The following is a 24,180-nucleotide window of genomic DNA, read 5'->3' on the forward strand; positions in this document are numbered from 1 at the left end:
ACCCTCACCTCACCCTGTCGGTTCCCCCGCCGCCCGGGTCACGGGCCCGTAGCGGGCGGTCGCGGCGCTGGTCGCGTGGGCCCAGTAGCGGTCGCCGTAGGACCAGTGCCACCACTCCGTGGGGTAGTTGACCAGGCCCGCCGTGACCAGCGCCGCGCTCAGCGTGCGGCGGTTGCGGCGGGCCGCGGCGCAGATGCGGTCGGCGTCGGTGTAGCAGGCGCCGTCGCTCTCCTCGGGGCTGGCGTTCACCGGGGTGCCGAGGTCCAGTTCGGCCCCGTCGGTCGTGCACAGCGTCACGTCGACGGCGGCGCCCGCGACGTGCGGGCCCACCTCCGGCGGTGCCAGCGAGCGGCTCGTCTGCCGGTGCAGGTGCTCCGCCGACCAGTCGGGGTGGGCGTCTCTCAGCTCGGCGGCGTACTCGTCGAAGTACTTGATCTGCAGGTCGAGCGGGCGGTAGCCCTCGGTGACGAGCAGGCGCAGCCCCTCGGGGAGCAACCGGGCGGCGCGGGCCAGGCGCCAGGCGACGCCCTCGCGCAGTTGGGCGTAGGCCCCGGCGGGGTCGGCGAGGCGCTCATCGACGTCGACGAAGGGCAGCCGGCGCAGGTCGACGAGTGGTTCGCCGCACTCCTGGACCGGGATGCCGGTGACGCGCGGGTCGCTCATGAGGACGATCGGCGGCATGCTCGGCCCCTTCGTGGCAGGAGTGGCGGGCACAGCTCCGGGGGCGGGCCGTCGCCCGCCCCCGGAGTCCCCCGCCTTCCAGTGGCTTCACACGAGCTACGGCCCATACGGCCGGCTTCGCGGTCGTATGGGCCGTGCGAGGCAACAGCGGCCTTTCCCCCGTTGGGTCCCCCGTTGCTGTCGACCCTTTGGTTCCGCCGACATGGAAAGCATGTCGCACGCCGCTGCAAGTTCTCTGCAAATCCGCGCCAAGCGGTCCGTGCCCCGGCCGGGCGGGTCACCCGGCCGGTTCGGCCAGCTCCCGGGCCTCGTACGCGGCGAAGACCTCCCGTGCCTCGGCGCGCAGCGCGAGCGCCCGTGCCCGGTCGCCCTGTGCCTCGCGCGCCGTGGCGAGGTCGCGGAGTGTGCGGGCCCTGGGCAGGGGCAGTTCGAGGACGGCCCAGAGGTCGGCGGCGGCGGTGAGGTGTTTCTCGGCGGCTTCGGGACGGCCCGCCGCGAGGTCGCATTCGCCCAGGGTGCGCAGGGCGAGTGCCTCGCCGAAGCGGTCGTGGTGCGAGCGGCAGGTGGCGAGGACGTCCCGCAGGTCGACGGCCGCCTCGGCCCATCTGCCCAGCCGGAAGCGGCACTTGGCCCGCGCCTGCACCGCGTAGGCCGACATCAGCGGGTCGCCGAGCGCGTGCAGGAGGTCCACCGCGCGGTCGGCCAGCTCCTCCGCCCGCTCGTAGGCGCCGAGCGCCCGGTGCACGAGGCTGAGCGAGCGCAGGGTGAGCGCCTCGCCGCGGCGGCTGCCGAGCCGGCGGTAGGCGCGCAGCGAGGCGTCGAGGTGGGCGAACGCCTCCTGGTGCTCGCCCAGTTCGAGGTGGACGGTGCCGGCGAACCGGCAGGAGAGCCCGAGTCCCGGGTCGTCGCGCAGGGCGCGGAAGCCTTCGACCGCCTCGGTGAGCACATCGAGGGCGGCGCGCAATCTGCCCGCCTCGCGCAGGGCGCTGCCGAGGCCGGCGAGGGCGGCGGCCCGGCCGCGCGCGTCGCCGAGTTCGGCGCAGAGCCCGGCCGCCTGGCGGAAGTAGTCCTGGGACTCGGCGAAGCGGTCCTGTTCGTAGCGCAGTTGACCGAGCCCGATGAGCAGCAGGGCCTCGCCGGAGCGGTCCTCGGCGCGGCGGGCCGCGGCGAGCGCCGCGTCGTGGCTGCGCCACCAGGCCTCGAAGCGGTTGCCGACGGCGTACGCGGACGAGCACAGGGCCGCGGCGGCCTCGCAGGCCAGGGTGTGCAGGTCGTAGGCGGCGGCGCGTTCGACGGCGGCGGCGAAGGCGTCGGCCTCCGCCTCGAACCAGGCGGCCGGGTCGGCGAGCGCCCGCCTGGTGGCCTTGGGGCCGACGGGACGCACGAGGTGGCGCAGGGCGTCGGAGGCGGCGCCGACCGGGCCGCCCGAATCGAGGAAGCCGCGGTGCAGTTCGACCGCTCCGGAGGGGGTCGCGGAGGCGACGCGGGCGGTGAGCCACAGCCCGGCGCCCAGCGCCCTGCCGAGGGCGGCCGAGCGTTCGGCGGGCGAGTCCTCGGCCTCGGCGCGTTCGGCCGCGTAGACCCGTACGAGGTCGTGCGGCCGGTAGCGGGCCTGTCCGGCGCGGTCGACGGCTGTGCAGTGCAGCAGCTGGGCGTCGATGAGCTGCTCCACGACGCGGTCCGCCTCGGCCTCCGGCACGTCGAGCAGGGCCGCGATCACCCAGGAGGCGACGTCGGGCGCGGCGAGCAGGCCGAGGCGGCGCAGCGCGGTGCGGGCGGGGGCGTCCAGGGCGCGGTAGCTCAGGCCGAGGCCGGCGCGGACCTCCAGGTCGCCGACGGCGAGTTCGTCCAGGCGGTGGTGTTCGTCGGCGAGCCTTTCGGCGAGCGCGCGCGCCGTCCAGTGTCTGCGGGTGGCGAGGCGGGCGCCGGCGATGCGCAGGGCGAGCGGGAGGCCGCCGCACAGTTCGACGACGCGGCGCACGGCGTCGGGCTCGTCGCGCACGCGCCGCTCACCGGCGATCCGCGCGAGCAGCTCGGCGCCGGGCCGGGTGTCCAGCACGTCGAGTTCGGTGCGGTGGGTGCAGGGCAGGGCGCCCAGGCGGGCGCGGGCGGTGATCAGTACGCCGCAGGTGGCGCTGCCGGGGAGCAGCGGCCGCACCTGTGCCTCGCTGCCCGCGTCGTCCAGTACGAGGAGCAGGCGGCGCCCCGCGACCAGGCTGCGGAAGAGGTCCCTGCGCTCGGCGTCGCCCTCGGGCGGGTCGGCGCCGAGGGCGCGCAGCAGGCGTCCGAGCACCTCGCCGGGGGCCACGGGGTCGGTGGCGCCGCGCAGTTCGGCGTAGAGCTGCCCGTCCGGGTAGGCCTCGGCGACCCGGTGCGCGGCGGTGACACCGAGGACGGACTTGCCGACGCCGCCGGGCCCCGTCACGGCGACGACGGGCATGGCCTCGCGCGTTGGCGGGCCCGTCAGCGCCGCCCGGATCTCGGCGAGCTGTTCCTCGCGTCCGGTGAAGTCACCGATGGCGGGCGGCAGGAGAGCGGGGGCGGGCGGCGGGCCCGGGTCGTGGGAGCGGGCGGGGGGCGGGGCGCCGGGGGCGGCGGCGGTCGGGGCGTGCTGGGCGGCGGGCAGCAGTTCCTCGTCCGCCCGCAGGATCGCCTCGTGCACCGCCCGCAGTCCCGGGCCGGGGTCGATGCCCAGCTCCTCGGCGAGCACTTCGCGGCCCTCCGCGTAGACGGCGAGCGCGTCGGCCTGGCGGCCCAGCCGGTACAGGGCGAGCATCAGCTGGCCGCGCAGGCGCTCGCGGGTGGGGTGGGTGGCGACGAGGGCGGTGAGTTCGGCGACCAGTTCCGTCTCGCGGCCCGTCTGGGCGAGGTCGGCGGCGATGCGCTCCTCCAGGGCCGCCTGCCGGGCCTCTTCGAGCTGGTCGGCCATGGCCCGCAGGGTCTCGCCGATACCGCCGAGTGCGGGGCCCCGCCACAGGGCGAGGGCCTCGCTCAGGAGCCGGGCCGCGCCGGCGTGGTCGCCCTCGGCCGCCGCCCGCCGGCCGAGGGCCGTGAGCCTCTCGAACGCGGCGCGGTCGACGACCTCGGCGTCCGCGTGGATCAGATAGCCGGGCGGTTGTGTCTCGATGACGTCGGCGGACAGGGCGCGGCGCAGCGCCGAGACGTACGACTGGATCAGGGACCGGGCGGTGTCGGGCGGGTTGTCCCCCCAGATCGCGTCGATCAGGGCGTCGGCGGAGACGACTCGGCCCGGCTCCAGGAGCAGGGCGGCGAGCAGCGCCCGGGGCTTGGGGCCACCGAGGGCCAGGCGACGGCCCTCGCGCCACGCCTCGACCGGCCCCAGCAAGCGGTAGTGCATGTCCGTGTCCACGCCCATCTCCATGGGTCCTCAGCCCCGCACCGCCCCCCGCTCCCCGAATCCTCGCTCCCCGGCCCCTCACCCTGATCGCGCCCCCGATCGACTGGTCATGGTACGTCCGCTCGACGCCGACTCCATCTGGTGCACAGGGAATCAGCCATGCGTGACCATGCCGGGCGCCCTGGACCCGGGGCCCGGGTTCAGGGGAGAGTGCGCGCGGCATGTCTGCGCGCTCGGGGACGAGCGGTTCTCCGCAACGAGCAGGTCGTCGGCCCGGCGACGTACGTCACCTCGGCCGACGACCCGGGCGTGCTCCGCAGGCGCCGCTGACGGCGTGACCCTCAGGCGCCGCTGACGGCGTGCGCCTCAGGCGCCGCTGGCGTCGAGCATGTCCGCGCGCTCGACGATCTTCACGCGCTCGCGGCCCTGCGGCTCGCCCAGCGCCTTCTCGGCGGCGTCGAGGCGGTACCAGCCCTCCCAGGTGGTGAAGCGGACGTTACGCTCGGTGAGGAAGGCCTCCACGGCTTCCGGGGCGGGCGCCTGGGGCGTGTGCAGGCGGCCGTTCTCGCGGTCGTCCAGGAGGCTGGCGACCGTCTCGTTGGCGTCGCCCTTGGTGTGGCCGATGAGGCCGACGGGCCCGCGGCGGATCCACCCGGTGACGTACGTCGAGCGCAGGTGCTCGCCGGTCTCCTCCATGACGCGGCCCGCCTGGTCGGGGACGGTGCCCGAGGCGACGTCCCAGGGCAGCTTGGGCAGTTCGTCGGAGAGGTAGCCGACGGCGCGGTAGACGGCGCCGAGGTCCCAGTCCTTGAACGCGCCGGTGCCCTTGACGTTGCCGGTGCCGTCCAGGGCGGTGCGCTCGGTGCGCAGGCCGACGACCTTGCCGTCCTCGCCGAGGATCTCGACCGGCGACTCGAAGAAGTGCAGGAAGAGCTTGTGCGGACGGTCGCCGACGTCGCGGATCGCCCAGTTCTCCAGGGTCTTGGCGACCATGTCGGCCTGCTTGTTGCCGCGCCGCGTGGCGATCGAGCCGTCGTCGTAGTCGATGTCCTCGGGGTCGACGATGACCTCGATGTTCGGGGAGTGGTCCAGCTCGCGCAGCTCCATCGGGCTGAACTTGGCCTGTGCGGGGCCGCGGCGCCCGAAGACGTGGACCTCCAGCGCCTTGTTCGCCTTGAGGCCCTCGTACACGTTGGCCGGGATCTCGGTCGGCAGCAGCTCGTCGGCGGTCTTGGCGAGGACGCGCGCCACGTCGAGCGCGACGTTGCCGACGCCGAGGACGGCGACCTTCTCCGCGTCCAGCGGCCAGGTCCGCGGCACGTCGGGGTGGCCGTCGTACCAGGACACGAAGTCCGCGGCGCCGAAGGAGCCGTCGAGATCGATGCCGGGTATGTCCAGGGCGCGGTCGGCCGTCGCGCCCGTGGAGAAGATCACCGCGTCGTAGAAGGAGCGCAGGTCGTCCAGGCTGATGTCGCGCGGGTAGTCGACGTTGCCGAACAGGCGGACCTGGGGCTTGTCGAGCACCTGGTGCAGGGCCGTGATGATGCCCTTGATGCGCGGGTGGTCGGGGGCCACGCCGTAACGGATCAGACCGAAGGGGGCCGGCATCCGCTCGAAGAGGTCGATCGAGACACCGGGTTCGACGGCCACCGCGGACTTCAGCAGCGCGTCGGCGGCGTAGATCCCTGCCGGGCCGGCTCCGACGATGGCGACCCGCAGAGGGCGAGGCATGTTCAGGTTCCCTTCGAGCGGTGATCAGGTAATCACCGGGAAGCCTAAACTGAGGCAAGCCTAAGTAAGTAGCCGGGTCGGGTTTATGACCCCATAAGGCTGCCTTATGGGTTGTCCCGGACGTCGGCGCCCGGTTCGGACAGCGGCCCGCGAGGGCCGCCCGAGCCGGGCGCCGCGCTTGACCTGCGTGGACTCCGGCGACCGGAGCGGAGCAGGCCGAACGGATCAGGCCAGGTCGAACCGGTCCAGGTTCATGACCTTGTCCCACGCCGCGACGAAGTCCTTGACGAACTTCTCCTTCGCGTCATCGCTCGCGTAGACCTCCGCGACCGCGCGCAGCTCCGAGTTCGAGCCGAAGACGAGGTCGGCGCGGGTGCCGGTCCACTTGACCTGGCCCGTGGCGAGGTCGCGGCCCTCGAAGGCGTCCTGCGCCTCGGACGTCGACTTCCACTCCGTGCCCAGGTCGAGCAGGTTGACGAAGAAGTCGTTGGTCAGCACCCCGGGGGTGGCGGTGAAGACGCCGTGCCGCGACCCTTGGTGGTTGGCGCCGAGGACGCGCAGACCGCCGACGAGGACCGTCAGCTCGGGGGCGCTCAGGGTCAGCAGGTTGGCCTTGTCGAGCAACAGGTACTCGGCGGGCAGGCGATGGCCCTTGCCGAGGTAGTTGCGGAACCCGTCGGCGGCCGGCTCCAGCGCGGCGAACGACTCCACGTCCGTCTGCTCCTGCGTCGCGTCGACGCGCCCCGGCGTGAAGGGCACCTCGATGGCGAAGCCGGCGTCCTTGGCGGCCTGCTCGACGCCCGCGGCGCCGGCGAGCACGATGAGGTCGGCGAGCGAGATCCGCTTGCCGCCGCTCTGCGCGGAGTCGAAGCTCTCCTTGATCCCTTCGAGAGTGCGCAGCACCGTGGCCAGCTGGTCGGGCTGGTTGACCTCCCAGCCGCTCTGCGGCTCCAGGCGGATACGCGCGCCGTTGGCGCCGCCGCGCTTGTCGCTGCCGCGGAAGGACGACGCGGAGGCCCAAGCGGTGGACACCAGCTGGGAGACCGTCAGGTCCGAGGCGAGGACCTGGGCCTTGAGGGCGGCGACGTCGGCCGCGTCGACCAGCTCGTGCGTGCGCGCGGGCAGCGGGTCCTGCCACACCAGCGTCTCCTGCGGGACCTCCGGGCCGAGGTAGCGCGCGACCGGCCCCATGTCGCGGTGGGTCAGCTTGAACCACGCGCGGGCGAAGGCGTCCGCGAACGCGCCGGGGTCGGCGAGGAAGCGGCGCGAGATCTGCTCGTAGGCCGGGTCGAACCGGAGCGAGAGGTCGGTCGTGAGCATCGTCGGGGCGTGGGACCTCGACCCGTCGTGGGCGTCGGGGACGGTCCCGGCGCCGGCGCCGTCCTTCGGCCGCCACTGGTGCGCGCCCGCCGGGCTCTTGAACAGCTCCCACTCGTATCCGAAGAGGATCTCGAAGAAGCTGTTGTCCCAGGTGGTCGGCGTGTCGGTCCAGATGCCCTCGAGGCCGCTGGTGATCGTGTCGGCGCCCTTGCCGGTGCCGTACGAGTTCTTCCAGCCCAGCCCCTGCTGCTCCATCGGGGCGGCCTCGGGGTCGGCGCCGACGTGGTCGGCGGGGCCCGCGCCATGGGTCTTGCCGAAGGTGTGACCGCCCGCTATCAGGGCGACGGTCTCCTCGTCGTTCATCGCCATCCGGCGGAACGTCTCGCGGATGTCGCGGGCCGCGGCGATCGGGTCCGGGTTGCCGTTGGGGCCCTCGGGGTTGACGTAGATGAGGCCCATCTGGACCGCGCCGAGGGGGTTTTCCAGCTCGCGGTCGCCGGTGTAGCGCTCGTCGCCCAGCCAGGTGGTCTCGGGGCCCCAGTAGACGTCCTCGTCGGGCTCCCAGACGTCCGCGCGGCCGCCGGCGAAGCCGAAGGTCTCGAAGCCCATCGACTCCAGGGCGACGTTGCCGGTGAGGATCATGAGGTCGGCCCACGAGATGCTCTGGCCGTACTTCTTCTTGACCGGCCACAGCAGGCGGCGGGCCTTGTCGAGGCTCGCGTTGTCCGGCCAGCTGTTGAGGGGCGCGAAGCGCTGCTGTCCGGCGCCGGCGCCGCCGCGGCCGTCGCTGATGCGGTAGGTGCCCGCGCTGTGCCAGGCCATGCGGATCATGAACGGGCCGTAGTGGCCGAAGTCGGCGGGCCACCAGTCCTGAGAGGTGGTGAGGACCTCCGCGATGTCCCGCTTCACGGCCGGCAGGTCCAGGGAACTGAACGCCTCCGCGTAGTCGAACTCCTCGCCCAGCGGGTTGGCCACGGCGGGGTTCTTGGCGAGGATCTTCAGATTGAGCCGCTCCGGCCACCACTGCCGGTTTCCGCCGCCCTGGGTCGGGTGCGGGGCGCGCGTGTGCGCGACCGGGCAGCCGGACACCTCCTCCGGCTTCGGGTCGGTGACGATCGCGTCATGGTTCTCGGTCATGGGAATCCTTCCGGACGGGGCGGATCACGATGCTCGAAACTGCGGACGGTCGCGTCCACGAACCTGGCCCGGGTCAAGTCACGTACTTTTCCCCGCTGTTGCCCTGACTCTTGGCCGACGGCCGGATCCGATCCTACGATGGACCTAGTCCAAGTCAATACGACAGACAGGCCCGTACGAAGTCATTTCTCGGACGACGCACAGTAAGGCTGGTGGCCATGAGTGACCTGGTGCAACGACTGCGCGGACGCGGCTGGCGGATGACCGCCCAGCGCCGGGTGGTCGCCGAGGTGCTCGACGGCGACCACATCCACCTCACCGCCGACGAGGTGCTCGCGCGCGCCGCGGTCCGGCTGCCGGAGATCTCGCGCGCCACGGTCTACAACACGCTCGGCGAACTGGTCTCGCTCGGTGAGGTGATCGAGGTGACCACCCACGGCCGCGCCAAGCTCTACGACCCCAACGCCCGCCGCCCCCACCAGCACCTGGTGTGCGCGGACTGCGGCACGATCCGCGACGTGCACCCCGGGGGCGACCCCCTGCGCGACCTGCCGGACTCCGAGAGGTTCGGCTACGCCGTCTCGGACGTCGAGGTGACCTACCGCGGCCGGTGCCCCGAGTGCGCCCGCACATGACACGGGCGCGGCCGGGCTGTTCCGTGCCCGGCCGCGCCCGTCCCGAGGACCGTCAGGGCGCCATCTCGTACGCTCCGGCGAGGGACTCGACGGTCTCCCACACGCGCGCCGAGCGGGCGTCGTCGACGACCGGGCGCCGTACCGCGCCCAGCGCCCAGCGCTGCTGCTCCTCGGTGGCCGAGTCCTTGCCGTGCAGTTCGACGGCGTGGGCGGAGAAGTCGCGCACCAGGACGGCGAACAGCTCGTCGAGGACGTCCCCGTCGAGACCGGTCAGGCGTGCCTGCTCCAGGATCAGTTGGCCGTGCACGACGAGCGCGAACAGCTGCCCGACGGCGAGCAGCAGGTCCAGGTCGCGGCTCTGCGCCTCGTCGGGGGCGGCGCTCGTCACGAACTCGCACAGCGCGTCGGCCTGCTCGCGGAAGCGGGCGACGTTCGCCACCTCGGCGTAGGCGTCGAAGGCGGTGCGCCAGTCGTGGAAGCGGATGGCGCCGAGGCCGCGGGCGGGGCCCTGCCGGAAGAGGAAGGCGTCGTCGGCCGCGTCGAGGCGGGTGGGCACCGGCGGGTGGGCGACCGGGTCCAGCAGGTGGTTGCGCAGGAACTTCAGGATGAGCGCGAGGTTGACGTGGACCGTGCCCTCCAGCTTGGGCAGGCCGCGGATCTCGATCGCCGCCTGCGCGAAGTAGTTGTCCTTCTCGAAGCCCTTGGCGGCGATGACGTCCCACATCAGGTCGATGACCTTCTCGCCCTCGGTGGTCACCTTCATCTTCGTCATCGGGTTGAAGAGGAGGTAGCGGCGGTCGTCGGGACCCGCGGAGCGGAAGTAGTCGACGGCGCGGTCGCTGAACAGCTTCATGCCGACGAGGCGTACGTAGGCGTCGGTCAGCTCGCGCCGCACGTGCGGGAAGTCGGTGACGGGCCGGCCGTAGAGGACGCGGCCCCGGGCGTGCGTGACGGCCTCGTACATCGCGTGTTCGCAGATGCCGATGGAGGCGGTGCAGAGGTTGAACTTGCCGACGTTGACGGTGTTGAGGGCGGCGTCGAAGGCCGCCTTGCCGGTGTGCAGGACGTCGTCGGGCGTGACCGGGTAGTCGTCGAGACGGAACTCGCTGACGAACTTCGAGGAGTCGACGACGTTCTTCACGAGGTGGTACGCGGGGTGGCGGCTGTCGGCGGCGAAGAAGACGTAGCCCTCGGGGCCCTCGATGTCGGTGCGGCGGCCGAAGACGGACACCAGGCCGGCGGCGTTGCCGTTGCCGATGTAGTACTTGGAGCCGCTCGCCCGGAAGCCGCCGTCGCCGTCGGGCGTGAGGAGCATGTCGGTGGAGTAGATGTCGGCGCCGTGGGCCTTCTCGGACAGGCCGAAGGCGAAGACCTCGCCCTGTTCGAGGAGTTCCGCCGCCCGGGCGCGGGCCGCGGCGTTCTCGCTCTGCCAGACCGGGCCGAGGCCGAGGACGGTGACCTGCCACGCGTACCAGTAGTCCAGGCCGTAGAAGCCGAAGATCTCGTTGAGGGCGGCGATGCGGGCGGTGTCCCAGCGCTTGTCCCGGTGTCCGTCGGCGGCGGACGCGGGGGTGAGGAAGGTCGCGAACAGCTTCTCCTTGGCGGAGAACTCCAGGAAGTCCGCCAGCCAGGCGCGCGAGCGGTAGTCCTCGATCAGCCTGCGCTTGCCGCGGGCCTCGAACCAGTCGACGGTCGCGCGCAGCAGCCTGCGGGTCTCGGGGTCGAAGTGCGTCGGGTCGTAGGTCCGGGGGTTGAACAGCAGCGCGTCGGCCATGAGGGGTCGCCTCTTCCTGGTCGGGGGTCGGGATGGGTGGCCCGGTTCAGCCCTGGGGGCCGAGCCGGTGGAGGGTGGCGATCACGTCGTCGAGCCAGTCGAGCGTCATGCGTTCGTACGCGATGCCGCCGCGCAGCACGACGTGCTGGAGTTCCCGCCCGGCGTCGGGCGCCGCGGGAGCCTGTGGGCCGGTGAAGTCGCGCCGCTCGCCCGCGAGGTAGCGCGCGAGCCGGTCGGCGTGCTCCTGGCGGTGCCGCTCGACCTCGCGGATCAGTGCGGCCGGGTCGTCGAACGCCGCGCCGCGGATCTTCACGGCCAGCTCGTGCCGGACGCTCTCGGGCGCGATGGGCTCGTGCAGCCACGCGGTCAGGGCCGACCGCCCGGCGGCGGTGACGGAGTACTCCTTCTTGTCCGGCCGGGTCTGCTGCGCCACCGCGCGGGCGTCGATCCAGCCGTCGCCCTCCATGCGCTTGAGGACGCGGTAGATCTGCTGATGGGTGGCGGTCCAGAAATAGCCGATGGACCGCTCGAACCGCCGGGCCAGCTCATAGCCGGAGCCCGGCTTCTCCAGCAGCGAGACGAGGATCGCGTGCTCTAGCGCCATGCGCCGATCCTTCTATGCAATTCGTTGCATAGACAAGCGGCACCGGCCCAGTGAGACACGGCTCACCTGCGAGATCGCCGACCCTTCGCGCCGGCGGCCCCGGTCAGCCGAGGAAGCTCAGGCGGACCTGGCGCTCGGGGTTGTCGACGTTCGTGTCGACCAGGCACACCGACTGCCAGGTCCCGAGCTCCAGGGACCCGGCCACCACCGGCAGGGTCGCGTGCGGCGGGACGAGGGCCGGCAGGACGTGGTCGCGGCCGTGGCCGGGGCTGCCGTGGCGGTGCTGCCAGCGGTCGTCGGCGGGGAGCAGGGTGTGCAGCGCGGCGAGCAGGTCGTCGTCGCTGCCCGCGCCCGTCTCCAGGATCGCGACGCCCGCCGTGGCGTGCGGCACGAAGATGTTGAGCAGGCCGTCACGGCCGGCCGCCGCCTCGCGCAGGAAGGCCTCGCAGTCGCGCGTGAGGTCGTGGACCGTCTCGCGGGAACCGGTGGTGACTCGCAGGACTCGGGTGGTGAACGCATCGGACATACCCCCATCCTCCCCCATCCCGCCTCTCGGTCCGCGATACCGGGCGTCCGTCTTTCGAGACGCCATTGACCCTGCGCGCAAGGCGTGGCTACGTTCTGCGGCATGTCGCGATCAGCCCTGCTCATCACGCGCGGTCACATCGACCTGCTGCGGGTGGCCTCCTCCGCGTGTCGCCGCGGCCGCTGACGCCTTTTCACGGCTTCGCCCTCCTGTTCTTCACCGTTGTCCCGGCCGGTCGGCCCACCCCTTCGCCTCTTCACTTCTGCCCGCTCCCCCTCGTCCGGTCCGCCGTGCTCCTCGCGGTCACCGAGCGGGGCGAGCGGCCGTACGCGCCGTACGTCTGACGCGCGTACGCCGATCTGAAGCGCGCTGAGACCCGCCACCGCCGCCGGCTCCCCCTGCCCCGCCATGGAGCGCCTGTGAGCATCAGTCATGCGTCACCGCACGCCTCAGCCGACATTTCCGTCATATCCAAGACATCGCCACCTGGACCCGGACCGGACCCCGCTCCGGCACTCGAACGCCTCGTCCCCTCCTCCAGCCGTCGCGCCCTCGTCCCCCGCTGGCTCCGCCGCACCTCGGGGCCGGTCCTTCTCCTCGCCGTCTGGCAACTGCTCAGCGCCACCGGCGTGTTGGCCGAGGACGTGCTGGCCTCGCCCGGGACCGTCGCCCGGGTCGCCGCCGAGCTGGTCTCGGACGGCTCGCTGACCTCCGCCATGGGGGTCTCGCTGCGGCGGGTCGCCGTCGGACTGCTGCTGGGCACCGTCACCGGCGCGGCCCTCGCGCTGCTCTCCGGACTCTTCCGCGTCGGGGAGGACCTCGTGGACGCGGGGGTGCAGATGCTGCGCACCGTGCCGTTCGTCGGGCTCATCCCGCTGTTCATCATCTGGTTCGGCATCGGCGAGACACCGAAGATCGCCATCATCGCGCTCGGCGTCTCCTTCCCGCTCTACCTCAACGTGTACGCGGGCATCCGGGGCGTCGACACGCGGCTGATCGAGGCCGGGGAGTCGCTCGGCCTGTCGCGGTGGGGGCTCGTGCGGCACGTCGTCCTGCCGGGCGCGCTGCCCGGCGCCCTGACGGGCCTGCGCTACTCGTTGGGCATCGCCTGGCTGGCGCTCGTCTTCGCCGAGCAGGTCAACGCCGACTCCGGCCTCGGCTTCCTCATGGTCCAGGCCCGTGACTTCCTGCGCACCGACGTGATCGTGGTGTGCCTGATCGTCTACGCCTTCCTCGGCCTCCTCGCCGATCTCCTCGTCCGCACCCTCGAAAGGCTGCTGCTGCAATGGCGACCGACGTTCACCGGCCGGTGACCCCCGCGGCGGACACGGCACCGGCCGTGCGCGTGGAGGGGCTCACCCGCACCTTCGACGGCCGTGCCGTCCTCGACGACCTGCGCCTCGACGTCCGCCCCGGCGAGTTCGTGGCGCTGCTGGGACGCAGCGGCTGCGGCAAGTCGACGCTGCTGCGCGTCCTCGCCGGCCTCGACCGCGACATCACGGGCACCGTGCTGGTGCCGCGCCGCAAGGCCGTCGCCTTCCAGGCGCCACGGCTGATGCCCTGGAAGCGGGTGTGGCGCAATGTGCTGCTCGGCCTGCCGGGCAGGCCCGAACGGGCCGTCGCCGAGCGGGCGTTGGCCGAGGTGGGCCTGGAACAGCGGGCGAACGCCTGGCCCAGGACGCTGTCCGGGGGCGAGGCCCAGCGTGCCTCACTGGCCCGCGCGCTGGTGCGCGAGCCCGATCTGCTGCTGCTCGACGAGCCGTTCGGCGCGCTCGACGCCCTCACCCGCGTCAGGGCGCAGCGGCTCGTCGCCGAGCTGTGGCAGCGGCGCGGTTGCGCGGTGCTGCTCGTCACGCACGACGTCGAGGAGGCGGTGCTCCTCGCCGACCGGGTCCTCGTGATGGACGCGGGCGCGATCGCGTACGAGACCCGGATCGGCCTGGAGCGGCCGCGCGGGATCTCCGACCCTCGCTTCACCGCGCTGCGCGAGGAGTTGCTCCAGCGGCTCGGCGTCGAGACGCCCGCCGGGACCGCCACCACCTGAACCGCCCCTGTGCCCCATCCGACGACCCCTGTGCCACATCCGACGATCGGAACCACCACCATGCCCGGAAACAAGACCATGCGACGGCCCCACCACGCCCCGGCCGCTCTCCTGCTCCCTGTGGCCATGCTGCTCACCGCCTGCTCCGGCACCTCCGCCGCCGGCACCTCGGTGGGCGGCTCCGGCGGACGCGTCGACGGCCAGGGGTCGCTGACCCTGAATGTCGGTGACCAGAAGGGCGGCTCGGAGGCCGTGTTGCGCGCGGCCGGGCAGCTCGACGGCCTGCCGTACAAGATCCGCTGGTCGACCTTCACCTCGGGACCGCCCCTCCTGGAGGCCGTGAACGCCGGGGCGGTCGACGTCGGCGGGGTGGGCAACACACCGCCGGTGTTCGCGGCGGGCGCGGGCTCGAAGATCTCCGTGGTCGCGGCGACGCGCGGCACCGCGGCGGGCGAGGCGATCCTCGTGCCGAACGGCTCGCCCCTGAAGGCGCCGCGCGACCTGAAGGGGAGGTCCGTCGCCGTGGCCCAGGGCTCGTCGGCGCACTACCAGTTGATCGCCTCCCTGGAGAAGGCGGGCCTCGGCCTGAAGGACGTCGAGGTCAAGTACCTCCAGCCGGCCGACGCGCTGGCGGCGTTCACGAGCGGCAAGGTGGACGCCTGGGCCGTCTGGGACCCGTACACCTCGCAGGTGCTGCGGGGGAAGAAGGGCCGTGTCCTGACCGACGGGGACGGCGTCGTGAACGGCCTCGGCTTCCAGGTGGCGGCGCCCGGCGCGTTGCGGGACAAGAAGAAGTCCGCTGCCGTCGCCGACTATCTGCGGCGCCTGCGCACCGCACAGGAGTGGGTGTACAGGCATCCCCGGGCGTGGGCGAAGGTCTGGGCGAAGGACACCGGCCTGCCCTACGACGTCGCGTTGGACGCCGTCAAGCGGACCAACGGCACCCGGATCCCGGTGGCCGTCGACAAGAACGTCGTGTCGTCCGAGCAGGAGATCGCCGACACCTTCGCCGGGCTCGAGCTCATCCCGCGCCGCGTCGATTTCGGCGACTTCGTCGACACCCGGTTCAACGGCGATCTGCCGCCCTCCACCAGCGAGCCGCGCACCTACCGCGAGGAGTCCTGACCGTGAACGTCCATCTCCACTGGTTCCTGCCGACCGGCGGCGACGGCCGCACCCTCGTGGACCGGCACGCGTACACCGACGGCGGCATCACGCGCTCCCGTGTCACACCGGTGAGCGGCGTGCGGGCCCCGGACATCGAGTATCTGGCGCAGATCGCCAAGGCGGCCGAGCAGCTGGGTTTTGAGGCGGTGCTCACGCCGACCGGCACGTGGTGCGAGGACGCCTGGCTGACGACGGTGGCGCTCGCCCAGCACACACGGCGGCTCAAGTTCCTCGTCGCCTTCCGCCCGGGAGTCCTCTCCCCCGTGCTCGCGGCGCAGATGGCGGCGACGTATCAGCGCATCACGCGCGGCCGCCTGCTGCTCAATGTGGTCACGGGCGGCGACTCGACCGAACAGCGGAGGTTCGGCGACCACTTGGACCACGATCGCCGCTACGCCCGTACCGATGAGTTCCTCTCGGTCGTACGAGGGGTGTGGAGCGGCACGCCCTTCGACTTCACCGGCGAGCACTACCAGGTCGAGGGCGGGCTGACCGCGCTGCCGCCCGATCCGCTGCCGGAGATCTTCTTCGGGGGATCGTCGGCGGCGGCCGGCCCGGTCGCGGCGCGGCACACGGACGTGTACCTGACGTGGGGCGAGCCGCCGGGGCAGGTCAAGCAGAAGATCGACTGGATCCGGGACCTCGCCGAGCGGGAGGGGCGCACGGTCCGCTTCGGCATCCGCCTGCACACCATCTCCCGCGACTCGGCCGCCGAGGCCTGGGCGGTCGCGGACCGGCTGCTGGACGACCTCGACCCGCAGACGATCGCCGCGGCCCAGGAGGCGCTCGGACGCAGCGAGTCGGTGGGCCAGCAGCGGATGCTCGCGCTGCACGGCGGCTCCCGCGACCAGTTGGAGATCGCGCCGAACCTCTGGGCCGGGGTGGGGCTCGTCCGCGGGGGCGCGGGCACCGCCCTGGTCGGCAGCCACGCGGATGTCGCGGACCGGATCGAGGAGTACCACGCGCTCGGCGTCGAGCACTTCGTGCTGTCCGGCTATCCGCATCTGGAGGAGGCGTACTGGTTCGGGGAGGGCGTCATCCCCGACCTGGCTCAGCGCGGCCTGCTGCACCGGGCGGTGCCGGACATCCCGTCCGCCGGGGCCCCTGTCCTGCGAACATCGGGCGCGCCCCGGTAGCGGGGAAGATCCCGGACCCCGGAGAAGTTAGTAGAAACGTGAACGACATCGGGGTACGAGAAGCGGTCGCCGGAGCGGTGGCGCAGGACGTGGACGTGGTCGTCGTGGGCGCGGGGCAGGCGGGCCTGTCCGGCGCCTACCACCTGCGGCGGGTCGGCTTCGAGCCCGGCCGGGACTTCGTGGTCCTCGATCACGCGCCCCGGCCGGGCGGCGCCTGGCAGTTCCGCTGGCCTTCCCTGACGTACGGGAAGGTGCACGGCATGCACGCGCTTCCCGGCATGGAACTGACCGGCGCCGACCCCGAGCGGCCCTCGTCGGAGGTGGTGGGGGCGTATTTCGCGGCGTACGAGAACCGTTTCGACCTGCGGGTGCGGCGCCCCGTGGACGTGCGCCGGGTGCGCGAGGGCGAGAACGGGCGGCTGCTCGTGGAAACCTCGGCGGGTGCCTGGTCGGCCCGTGCGCTGATCAACGCGACCGGCACCTGGGACCGGCCGTTCTGGCCGCGCTACCCGGGCCAGGACACCTTTCTCGGCCGGCAGCTGCACACGGCGCTCTACCCGGGGCCCGAGGCCTTCGCCGGGCAGCGGGTGGTCGTCGTGGGCGGCGGTGCGTCCGGAACGCAGCATTTGATGGAGATCGCCCCGTACGCGGCCGGGACCACCTGGGTCACCCGGCGCCCGCCGGTGTTCCGCGAGGGGCCGTTCGACGCGGACCGGGGCCGCTCGGCGGTGGCCATGGTGGAGGAGCGCGTCCGTCGGGGGCTGGCGCCGCGCAGTGTCGTGTCGGTGACGGGCCTGCCGGTGAACGACGCGATCCGGCGGGCCCGGGCCGAGGGGGTCCTCGACCGGCTGCCGATGTTCGACCGGATCACGCCGACCGGCGTCGCGTGGGACGACGGGCGCCACGTCGAGGCGGATGTGATCCTCTGGGCCACGGGCTTCCGCGCCGCGATCGACCACCTGGCGCCGCTGCGGCTGCGCGAGGCCGGCGGCGGCATCCGCATGGAGGGCACCAGGGCGGCCGCCGACCCCCGCGTCCACCTGGTGGGGTACGGCCCCTCGGCCAGCACGATCGGCGCGAACCGCGCCGGACGCGCCGCCGTACGCGACATCCAGCGGCTGCTGGCGGGAGCGCCGGCGGCGGTGTGAACCCGCGCCCCGCCGGGCGCCCGCCCGGGGCACAGCAGGGCGCGGTGGCAAGAGGGGCCGAGCCCCTCTTGCCACCGCGCCGCCTTCGGCTGTGTCAGCGCCCGTGGCCGGGCGCGTGGCCGGAGCCCTCGTGGTCGTAGCCCGACGCCTCGGCCCAGACGATGCCGAGCGGGCCGCCGACGCTGTCGTACGAGCGGTGGTAGCCCTCGTGGTCGTAGCCCGACTCGTGGCGCGGGGTGTAGCGGTCGTGGTCCTCGTCGGCGACGGCCGCGCCGGCCCCGACGGCCAGGGCGGACACGGTGAGAGCGGCGGCGAGGATGGTCGAGCGAACACGCATGAGTATATTCCTCCAGGAATATGCCGGTACTGTCGCCAAGTCATCTGCCGCGGCGGCCGGGTCGCCTAACGGCCCAGCACCCGCTCTCCACCCGAACGGACCTCGGCGTACTGCCACTTGGCCCACTCGACCCGCTCCTCGCCAGGCCGGGGCGCATGCGCCGCCGCCCGCACCGCTCGCCCCTCAGGAGTTCTGCTTGTTGAACTCCACGACGTTCTTCTGGTGCTCCTCGAAGTCCGCCGTGAAGCGCGTGTCCCCCGGCTTGACCGTCACGAAGTACAGCCAGTCCCCCGCGGCCGGGCTGACCGCCGCCCGCATCGCCGCCTCACCGGGATTGCCGATGGGCGTGGGCGGCAGCCCCATGCGGGCGTAGGTGTTGTAGGGGCTGTCGACCTTCGTGTCGCGGTCGCTGGTGGCCAGCGTGGAGCGGTTGAGGGCGTAGTTGATGGTGGAGTCCATCTGGAGCGGCATGCCCCGGTCCAGGCGGTTGTAGATGACCCGGGCCACCTTGCCCATGTCCTGCTTCGAGCCCGCCTCCGCCTCGATCATGCTGGCGATGGTGACGGTCTGGTAGACGTTCACCGTGTTGCGCTCGGCGCCCGCCGTGACCTGGCCGCCGCCGAACTTCTTGTTGGCCGTGTTCACCATGTACGACAGGACGGACGCCGGGGTCGACCGCGAGTCGATCGGGTACGTCGCCGGGAAGAGATAGCCCTCGGGGTTGCCGCCCGCGTCGCGGGGCAGCTTCAGACCGGCCTTGGGCACGGCCTTCTTCGTGGTGCCGGGCGGCACCTTCAGGGCCTTGTCCACGGCCGCGTACACCTGGGTGGATCGCCAGCCCTCGGGGATGGTCAGGGTCTGGGGGTGCGCGTCGTCGTCGGGGAGCAGCAGCGGCACCGCCACGGCGGTGGCCGCCACGACGGCTCCGGTCGCGATCAGGGCGATCCGGCCCCGCCGCGTCAGTCGAATCGTGCCCCGTCGCGGAGTCTTGGTCTGCATGGGGGCACATTAACCCGTAAATAGTCTTATTCCCGACATATATCTAGGTTGTCGGCTCCAGTTGGGCGTCCCTGCGGACCAGGGCGGCGTACCGCCCGTCGCGGGCCAGGAGCTCCTCGTGCGTGCCGCGCTCGGCGGTGCGCCCCGCCTCCAGGACCACGATCTGGTCGGCGCCCCGGACGGTGGAGAGCCGGTGGGCGATGGTGAGGGTGGTGCGGTCGGCCGACAGGGCGTCGATGGCCTCCTGCACGGCCCGCTCGGTGCGGGTGTCCAGGGCGCTGGTCGCCTCGTCGAGGATGAGGACCGGCGGGTCGCGCAGGATGGTGCGCGCGATGGCCAGGCGCTGCTTCTCGCCTCCGGAGAAGCGGTGTCCGCGCTCGCCCACGACCGTGTCGTACCCGTCGGGCAGGGAGGCGATGTGGTCGTGGATCTGGGCGGCCCGGGCCGCGGCGACCAGCTCCTCGTCGGTGGCGTCGGGCTTGGCGAAGCGGAGGTTGTCGGCGACCGAGGCATGGAAGAGGTAGGTCTCCTGGGAGACCACGCCGACGGCCCGCGCGAGGGTGTCGAAGTCCAGATCGCGCACGTCGACGCCGTCGAGGGTGACGCGGCCGCCCGTGACGTCGTACAGCCGGGGGACGAGGTGGCTCAGGGTCGACTTGCCCGAGCCGGTGGCCCCGACGACGGCCAGGCTGCCGCCCGCGGGTATCGCGATGTCGATGCCCTGGAGCGTGGGCGCGGACTTCTCGTCGTAGCGGAACTCGACGTCCTCGAAGCGGACCTCGCCCCTGATCGCGTCGAGGCGGACCGGCCGGGGCGGCTCGGTGATGTCGACGGTCAGGTCCAGGTACTCGAAGATGCGCTGGAAGAGCGCCAGCGAGGTCTGGATCTGCACGCCGGTGGAGAGCAGGCTGACGGTCGGCCGGAACAGGCCCTGCTGGAGCGACACGAAGGCGACGAGCGTGCCGATCGAGACGGTCGGGCCGCCCAGCTGGAAGGCCAGGCCCGCGCTCCAGTAGATGACGGCGGGCATGGCGGCCATGACGATCGAGATGACGGCCATGCGCCAGCGCCCCGCCATGTTCGACCGGATCTCCAGGTCGACCAGCCGCTCGGACTCCTCCGCGAAGGACCGGGTGAGCGAGTCGGCGCGGCCCATCGTGCGGCCGAGGACGATGCCGCTCACGGAGAGCGACTCGGTGACGGTCGCGGCCATCACCGCCATCTGCTTCTGGCGCTGGGTGGCGATCTTCTTGCGCTCGCGGCCGACGCGGCGGCTGATCCACACGAACACCGGGAGCAGCAGCAGCGAGACGACGGTCAGCCGCCAGTCCAGGGCGAGCATGGCGACGACGGTCGCGATCACACTCGTGAGGTTCGAGACCAGGGAGGTCGCGGTGGAGGTGACGGTCGCCTGCATACCGCCGATGTCGTTGGCGATGCGCGACTGGACCTCGCCCGTGCGGGTGCGGGTGAAGAAGGCCAGGGACATGCTCTGCAGCCGGCCGTAGACGGCCGTGCGCAGGTCGTGCATGACCCGCTGCCCCACGGAGGTGCTGATCAGGGTCTGCAGGACCCCGAAGACGCTCGTGACCACCGCGCTCAGGATCATGCCGAGCGCCAGCAGGCTCAGCAGGCCGGTGCGCCCCTGCGGGATCGCGGTGTCGAGGATCTCCCTCAGGAGGAAGGGGGTGGCGACCGAGACGAGGGAGGCGGCGCAGACCAGCAGGCCCACGATCGCGAGACGGCCCCGGTAGGGGCGGAAGAGGCGGAGGATGCGGCGCAGCTGCCGCGGCGGCTCCTGGCCGGGGGCCTGGGGCGGCGGCGTCCAGGTGGGTTCGTCGTGACGCATGGGCTCCTACGGGAGGTCGGACGGTGCTCTTGGGGGAGCATAGCTCACTGTTACCTATACTCACAATGCACTAGGCCCTGATAATGTTCCCGCCATGCGTACCCCGGACTTCCCGTCATGAGCGCCCCGGACACCGACGGCCCCCTCGCCGAACAGCTGCTGCGGCTCACCCGCAGGCTGCACCGCATCCAGAAGCACCACCTGGGGCCGGTCGGCATCACCCCGGCTCAGTCCCGGCTGCTGCGCACCCTCGCGCACTACGAGGCGCCGCCGCGCATGGCCGACCTCGCGCAGCGCCTGGAAGTGGTGCCCCGCGCGGTGACGAGCCTGGTGGACGCCCTGGAGTCGGGCACCTTGGAGTGGGGCGCCCTGGTGCGGCGCGTGCCGGATCCGAGCAATCGCCGGGTCATCCGGATCGAACTGACCGATGCGGGGCACAGTGCCCTCAAAGAGCTGCGCGCCGCGCGCCGGGCCGCCGCGGAGGAGATCCTGGCCCCACTGACCGCCGAACAGCGCGAGGTCCTCGGCGGACTGCTGACCGCGCTGCTGGACGACCCGGAAGGCCGTTGCTGACGCGCCGGAAGGACCGGAAGGCCGTTGCTGGCGCGCTGGAAGGACCGGAAGGCCGTTGCTGACCCGCGGGAAGGGGTCGTCACCGGCACGCCGCCGCCGTCGAGGGAGAGCCCATGCCGCTGCTGGAGCCCGAGCCGGACGCCCTGCGCCCCCCGGCGCGCGCCGCGGGCCCGTCACCGGACCGGGTGCCGGATTACGGGGCCGCCGGCACCCCGGAGCCGCTGCGCCGCGAACTGACCGCGCTGCTCGGCGCGGACAAGGTCCTCACCAAGGTCTCCGACCTGGTGCGGTACGCCTCCGACGCGAGCCCCTACCGCTTCGTGCCGCGGGTCGTGGTCGTCCCCGAGGACATCGACGACGTATCGGCCGTCCTGTCCTACGCGCACGGCAAGGGCCGCGAGGTCGTCTTCCGCGCCGCGGGCACCTCGCTCAACGGCCAGGCCCAGGGCGAGGACATCCTGGTCGACGTGCGCAAGCACTGGGCGGGCGTCGAGGTGCTCGGCTCGGGCGAGCGGGCCCGCATCGGCCCCGGAACCACGGTCGTCCGCGCCAACGCCGCCCTCGCCCGCTTCGGCCGGGTGCTCGGCCCCGACCCGGCGAGCGCCATCGCCTGCACCATCGGCGGCGTCGTCGCGAACAACGCCTCGGGCATGACCGCGGGCACCACCCGCAACTCCTACCGCACGGTGGCCTCGCTCACCTTCGTCCTGCCCTCGGGCACGGTCGTGGACACGGGCGAGCCGGACGCCGACGAGCGGCTGGCGCACGCCGAGCCCGCCCTGTGCGAGGGGCTGCTCGCGATCAAACGCGAGATCGAGGCGGACCCGGAGCTGGTGGCCCGCGTCCGCGCCAAGCACCAGATCAAGAACACCAACGGCTACCGCCTGGACGCCTTTCTCGACGGTGCGACGCCCGTGGAGATCCTGCGCGGTCTGATGGTCGGCTCGCAGGGCACCTTCGGCTTCATCTCGGAGGTCGTCTTCGACACGCTGCCGCTGGAGCGGCACCTCAGCGCCGCGCTGCTCTTCTTCCCCTCGCTGCCGGCGGCCGCGGCGGCGGTGCCGCTGTTCAACGCGGCGGGCGCGCTCGCCGTCGAGCTGATGGACGGCAATACGCTGCGTGCCTCGGTCAGCGTGCGCGGGGTGCCGGCCGACTGGGCCCGGGTCCCGAAGTCGGCGGCCGCGCTCCTGGTGGAGTTCCGGGCGCCGGACGAAGCGACCCGGGAGGCGTACGAGGCGGCGGCCGCCGAGGTGGTGCGGCGGCTCGAACTGATCGCGCCGGTCCCGTCCGTGACGAACACCTTCACGCGCGACGCGCGGACGATCGGCGGCTACTGGACGACGCGCAAGGCGTTCGTCACCGCCGTCGGCGGCGCCCGCCCCGCGGGGACCACGCTGATCACCGAGGACTTCGCGGTGCCACCGGGCCGGCTCGCCGAGGCCTGCGAGGCACTCCTGGACCTCCAGACGCGCCACGGCTTCGACGCCGCCGTCGCGGGCCACGCCGCGCACGGCAACCTCCACTTCCTGCTCGCCTTCGACGCGGCGCTGCCCTCCGACGTGCGGCGCTACGCCGCCTTCATGGACGCGTTCTGCCGACTGACCGTGGAGCGTTTCGACGGCTCCCTGAAGGCCGAGCACGCCACGGGCCGCAACATCGCCCCCTTCCTGGAGCTCGAATGGGGCCCGAAGGCGACGGAGTTGATGTGGCGCACCAAGCAGGTCATCGACCCGGACGGCGTACTCGCCCCGCGCGTGGTGCTCGACCGTGACCCCAAGGCCCATCTGCGGGGCCTGAAGACCATCCCCAAGGTGGAGGCCCTCGCCGACCCCTGCATCGAGTGCGGCTTCTGCGAACCCACCTGCCCCAGCGGGGACCTGACCACCACGCCGCGTCAACGCATCGTCCTGCGCCGCGAGATGATGCGCCAGGCGCCGGGCTCCCCGGTCGAGGACGGCCTGGTGGAGGCGTACGGATACGACGCCGTGGACACCTGCGCGGGCGACTCGACCTGCAAACTGGCCTGCCCCGTCGGCATCGACACGGGCGCCCTGATGAAGGACTTCCGGCACGCGCGGCACTCACGGCGCGAGGAGCGGGCGGCCGCGTTCGCCGCGCGCCACTTCAAGGGCGTCGAGGCGGCCGCGCGGCTCGCGGTGGCCGCCGCGGACCGGATCAACGACCGCCTGCTCACCGCCGTGACCCGCACCGCCCGCAAGGCCGTACGCCCCGACCTCGTCCCGGAGTGGCTGCCGGGGATGCCCGGCGCCGCACCGCGCACCCTGCCTCGCACCGCGCGCACGGGCGCCGCGGCCGTCTACTACCCGGCGTGCGTGAACCGCGTCTTCGGCGGCCCGGGCGACCGTTCGCTGCCCGAGGCGGTCGTGGCGGTCTCCGCGCGCGCGGGCAGGCCCGTCTGGATTCCCGGGGACGTCGCGGGGACGTGCTGCGCGACGATCTGGCACTCCAAGGGGTACGACGCCGGCAACAGGGTCATGGCCAATCGCGTCGTCGAGGCGGCCTGGGGCTGGACCGCGGGCGGCCGGCTGCCGCTGGTCGTCGACGCCTCGTCGTGCACGCTCGGCATCGCACAGGAGGTGGTGCCGTACCTGACGGCCGACAACCGCGCCCTGCACCGGGAACTGACCGTCGTCGACTCCGTCGTCTGGGCCGCCGACGAGCTGCTCCCCCACCTGACCGTGCACCGCACGATCGCCTCCGCGGTCCTGCACCCCACGTGCTCCACGCACCACCTCGGGGACGAGCCGCAGCTGCGCGCCGTCGCGGAGGCCTGCGCGGACGAGGTGGTCGTGCCCGACGACGCCGGGTGCTGCGCGTTCGCGGGCGACCGGGGCATGCTCCACCGGGAACTCACGGAGTCGGCCACCCGCAAGGAGGCCACCGAGGTCACCGCCCGTCCCTTCGACGCCCACCTCTCGGCGAACCGCATGTGCGAGGTCGGCATGGACCATGCCACGGGTCGCGGGTACCACTCCGTACTTCTGGAGCTGGAGCGTGCGACGCGCCCGCTCCCCCGCGTGTGACTGTGCGTCTGCGGGGCCTCGCTCCCGGACCTCACCCCTGGTGCCGTGCGATCCGGGCCTCAGCTCTGGCGCCGTGCGGTCCGGATCTCCCTGCGGAGAAGTCCAACTCCTCGACCA

At 72.8% G+C, this 24,180-nt stretch carries 18 protein-coding genes; 8 read left to right on the forward strand and 10 right to left on the reverse strand.

The window, feature by feature from the left end; translation table 11 throughout:
* Positions 1-9: 9 nt before the first annotated feature.
* From ACZ516_RS12815 to katG, 4 genes are all read right to left on the reverse strand, one after another.
* Positions 10-681 carry a M15 family metallopeptidase gene (locus ACZ516_RS12815; RefSeq protein ID WP_469010014.1) on the reverse strand — a complete coding sequence of 224 codons (672 nt, stop codon included), beginning with the start codon at positions 679-681 and terminating at the stop codon, positions 10-12.
* Positions 682-958: 277 nt separating this feature from the next.
* On the reverse strand, positions 959-4,051 hold the full coding sequence (locus ACZ516_RS12820; protein ID WP_469010015.1) for an AfsR/SARP family transcriptional regulator: 3,093 nt from the start codon (positions 4,049-4,051) through the stop codon (positions 959-961).
* A 354-nt stretch (positions 4,052-4,405) separates the two neighbouring features.
* Positions 4,406-5,770: an FAD-dependent oxidoreductase gene (locus ACZ516_RS12825; protein WP_469010016.1), complete on the reverse strand. Its 1,365-nt coding sequence runs from the start codon at positions 5,768-5,770 to the stop codon at positions 4,406-4,408.
* Positions 5,771-5,995: 225 nt separating this feature from the next.
* Entirely contained in the window at positions 5,996-8,227 is a 2,232-nt protein-coding gene (katG, locus tag ACZ516_RS12830; RefSeq protein ID WP_469010017.1) for a catalase/peroxidase HPI, read from the reverse strand.
* Between the two features lie 218 nt (positions 8,228-8,445).
* Here katG and ACZ516_RS12835 point away from each other — a divergent pair, with 218 nt between their 5' ends.
* On the forward strand, positions 8,446-8,862 hold the full coding sequence (locus tag ACZ516_RS12835) for a Fur family transcriptional regulator (RefSeq protein ID WP_469010019.1): 417 nt from the start codon (positions 8,446-8,448) through the stop codon (positions 8,860-8,862).
* A 52-nt stretch (positions 8,863-8,914) separates the two neighbouring features.
* Here the strand turns inward: ACZ516_RS12835 and ACZ516_RS12840 are convergent, their stop codons facing one another.
* The 3 genes from ACZ516_RS12840 to ACZ516_RS12850 all read right to left on the reverse strand — a co-directional run bounded on the left by ACZ516_RS12840 (position 8,915) and on the right by ACZ516_RS12850 (position 11,766).
* A complete protein-coding gene (locus ACZ516_RS12840) occupies positions 8,915-10,636 on the reverse strand; it encodes an acyl-CoA dehydrogenase family protein (protein ID WP_469010021.1) in 1,722 nt (573 codons plus the stop codon).
* A gap of 46 nt (positions 10,637-10,682) precedes the next feature.
* The gene (locus ACZ516_RS12845; RefSeq protein ID WP_358584262.1) at positions 10,683-11,240 is read right to left on the reverse strand and encodes a PadR family transcriptional regulator; all 558 of its coding nucleotides are present in this window, start codon (positions 11,238-11,240) and stop codon (positions 10,683-10,685) included.
* Positions 11,241-11,343: 103 nt separating this feature from the next.
* Positions 11,344-11,766: a secondary thiamine-phosphate synthase enzyme YjbQ gene (locus ACZ516_RS12850; RefSeq protein ID WP_361082094.1), complete on the reverse strand. Its 423-nt coding sequence runs from the start codon at positions 11,764-11,766 to the stop codon at positions 11,344-11,346.
* Positions 11,767-12,185: 419 nt separating this feature from the next.
* On the opposite strand from ACZ516_RS12850, the gene ACZ516_RS12855 reads away from it, so the two are divergent.
* The 5 genes from ACZ516_RS12855 to ACZ516_RS12875 all read left to right on the forward strand — a co-directional run bounded on the left by ACZ516_RS12855 (position 12,186) and on the right by ACZ516_RS12875 (position 17,261).
* Positions 12,186-13,079: an ABC transporter permease gene (locus tag ACZ516_RS12855; RefSeq protein ID WP_469010024.1), complete on the forward strand. Its 894-nt coding sequence runs from the start codon at positions 12,186-12,188 to the stop codon at positions 13,077-13,079.
* Entirely contained in the window at positions 13,052-13,810 is a 759-nt protein-coding gene (locus ACZ516_RS12860; protein WP_469010026.1) for an ABC transporter ATP-binding protein, read from the forward strand. Before ACZ516_RS12855 ends, ACZ516_RS12860 begins: the two co-directional genes overlap by 28 nt.
* Before the next feature lie 78 nt (positions 13,811-13,888).
* Positions 13,889-14,935, forward strand: a complete 1,047-nt coding sequence (locus ACZ516_RS12865) for an ABC transporter substrate-binding protein (RefSeq protein WP_469010469.1) — start codon at positions 13,889-13,891, stop codon at positions 14,933-14,935.
* 2 nt (positions 14,936-14,937) lie between these two features.
* Positions 14,938-16,113 (forward strand): LLM class flavin-dependent oxidoreductase, encoded by a 1,176-nt coding sequence (locus ACZ516_RS12870; protein WP_469010028.1) that lies wholly within the window; start codon positions 14,938-14,940, stop codon positions 16,111-16,113.
* A 38-nt stretch (positions 16,114-16,151) separates the two neighbouring features.
* Positions 16,152-17,261 (forward strand): NAD(P)-binding domain-containing protein, encoded by a 1,110-nt coding sequence (locus ACZ516_RS12875; RefSeq protein ID WP_361082086.1) that lies wholly within the window; start codon positions 16,152-16,154, stop codon positions 17,259-17,261.
* Positions 17,262-17,355: 94 nt separating this feature from the next.
* Here the strand turns inward: ACZ516_RS12875 and ACZ516_RS12880 are convergent, their stop codons facing one another.
* From ACZ516_RS12880 to ACZ516_RS12890, 3 genes are all read right to left on the reverse strand, one after another.
* Positions 17,356-17,598, reverse strand: a complete 243-nt coding sequence (locus tag ACZ516_RS12880; RefSeq protein WP_358699624.1) for a hypothetical protein — start codon at positions 17,596-17,598, stop codon at positions 17,356-17,358.
* A 183-nt stretch (positions 17,599-17,781) separates the two neighbouring features.
* Positions 17,782-18,597 carry an endolytic transglycosylase MltG gene (mltG, locus tag ACZ516_RS12885; protein ID WP_358584256.1) on the reverse strand — a complete coding sequence of 272 codons (816 nt, stop codon included), beginning with the start codon at positions 18,595-18,597 and terminating at the stop codon, positions 17,782-17,784.
* Positions 18,598-18,640: 43 nt separating this feature from the next.
* Entirely contained in the window at positions 18,641-20,446 is a 1,806-nt protein-coding gene (locus ACZ516_RS12890) for an ABC transporter ATP-binding protein (protein WP_469010029.1), read from the reverse strand.
* A 117-nt stretch (positions 20,447-20,563) separates the two neighbouring features.
* Between ACZ516_RS12890 and ACZ516_RS12895 the strand changes: the two genes are divergently transcribed.
* Both ACZ516_RS12895 and ACZ516_RS12900 read left to right on the forward strand, forming a co-directional pair.
* Complete coding sequence (locus ACZ516_RS12895; RefSeq protein WP_469010031.1) at positions 20,564-21,019, forward strand: MarR family winged helix-turn-helix transcriptional regulator; 456 nt, start codon at positions 20,564-20,566, stop codon at positions 21,017-21,019.
* Positions 21,020-21,132: 113 nt separating this feature from the next.
* Complete coding sequence (locus ACZ516_RS12900; RefSeq protein WP_469010033.1) at positions 21,133-24,063, forward strand: FAD-binding and (Fe-S)-binding domain-containing protein; 2,931 nt, start codon at positions 21,133-21,135, stop codon at positions 24,061-24,063.
* The last annotated feature ends 117 nt before the right edge of the window (positions 24,064-24,180 follow it).

The organism is Streptomyces sp. NPDC034037 (assembly GCF_055575715.1).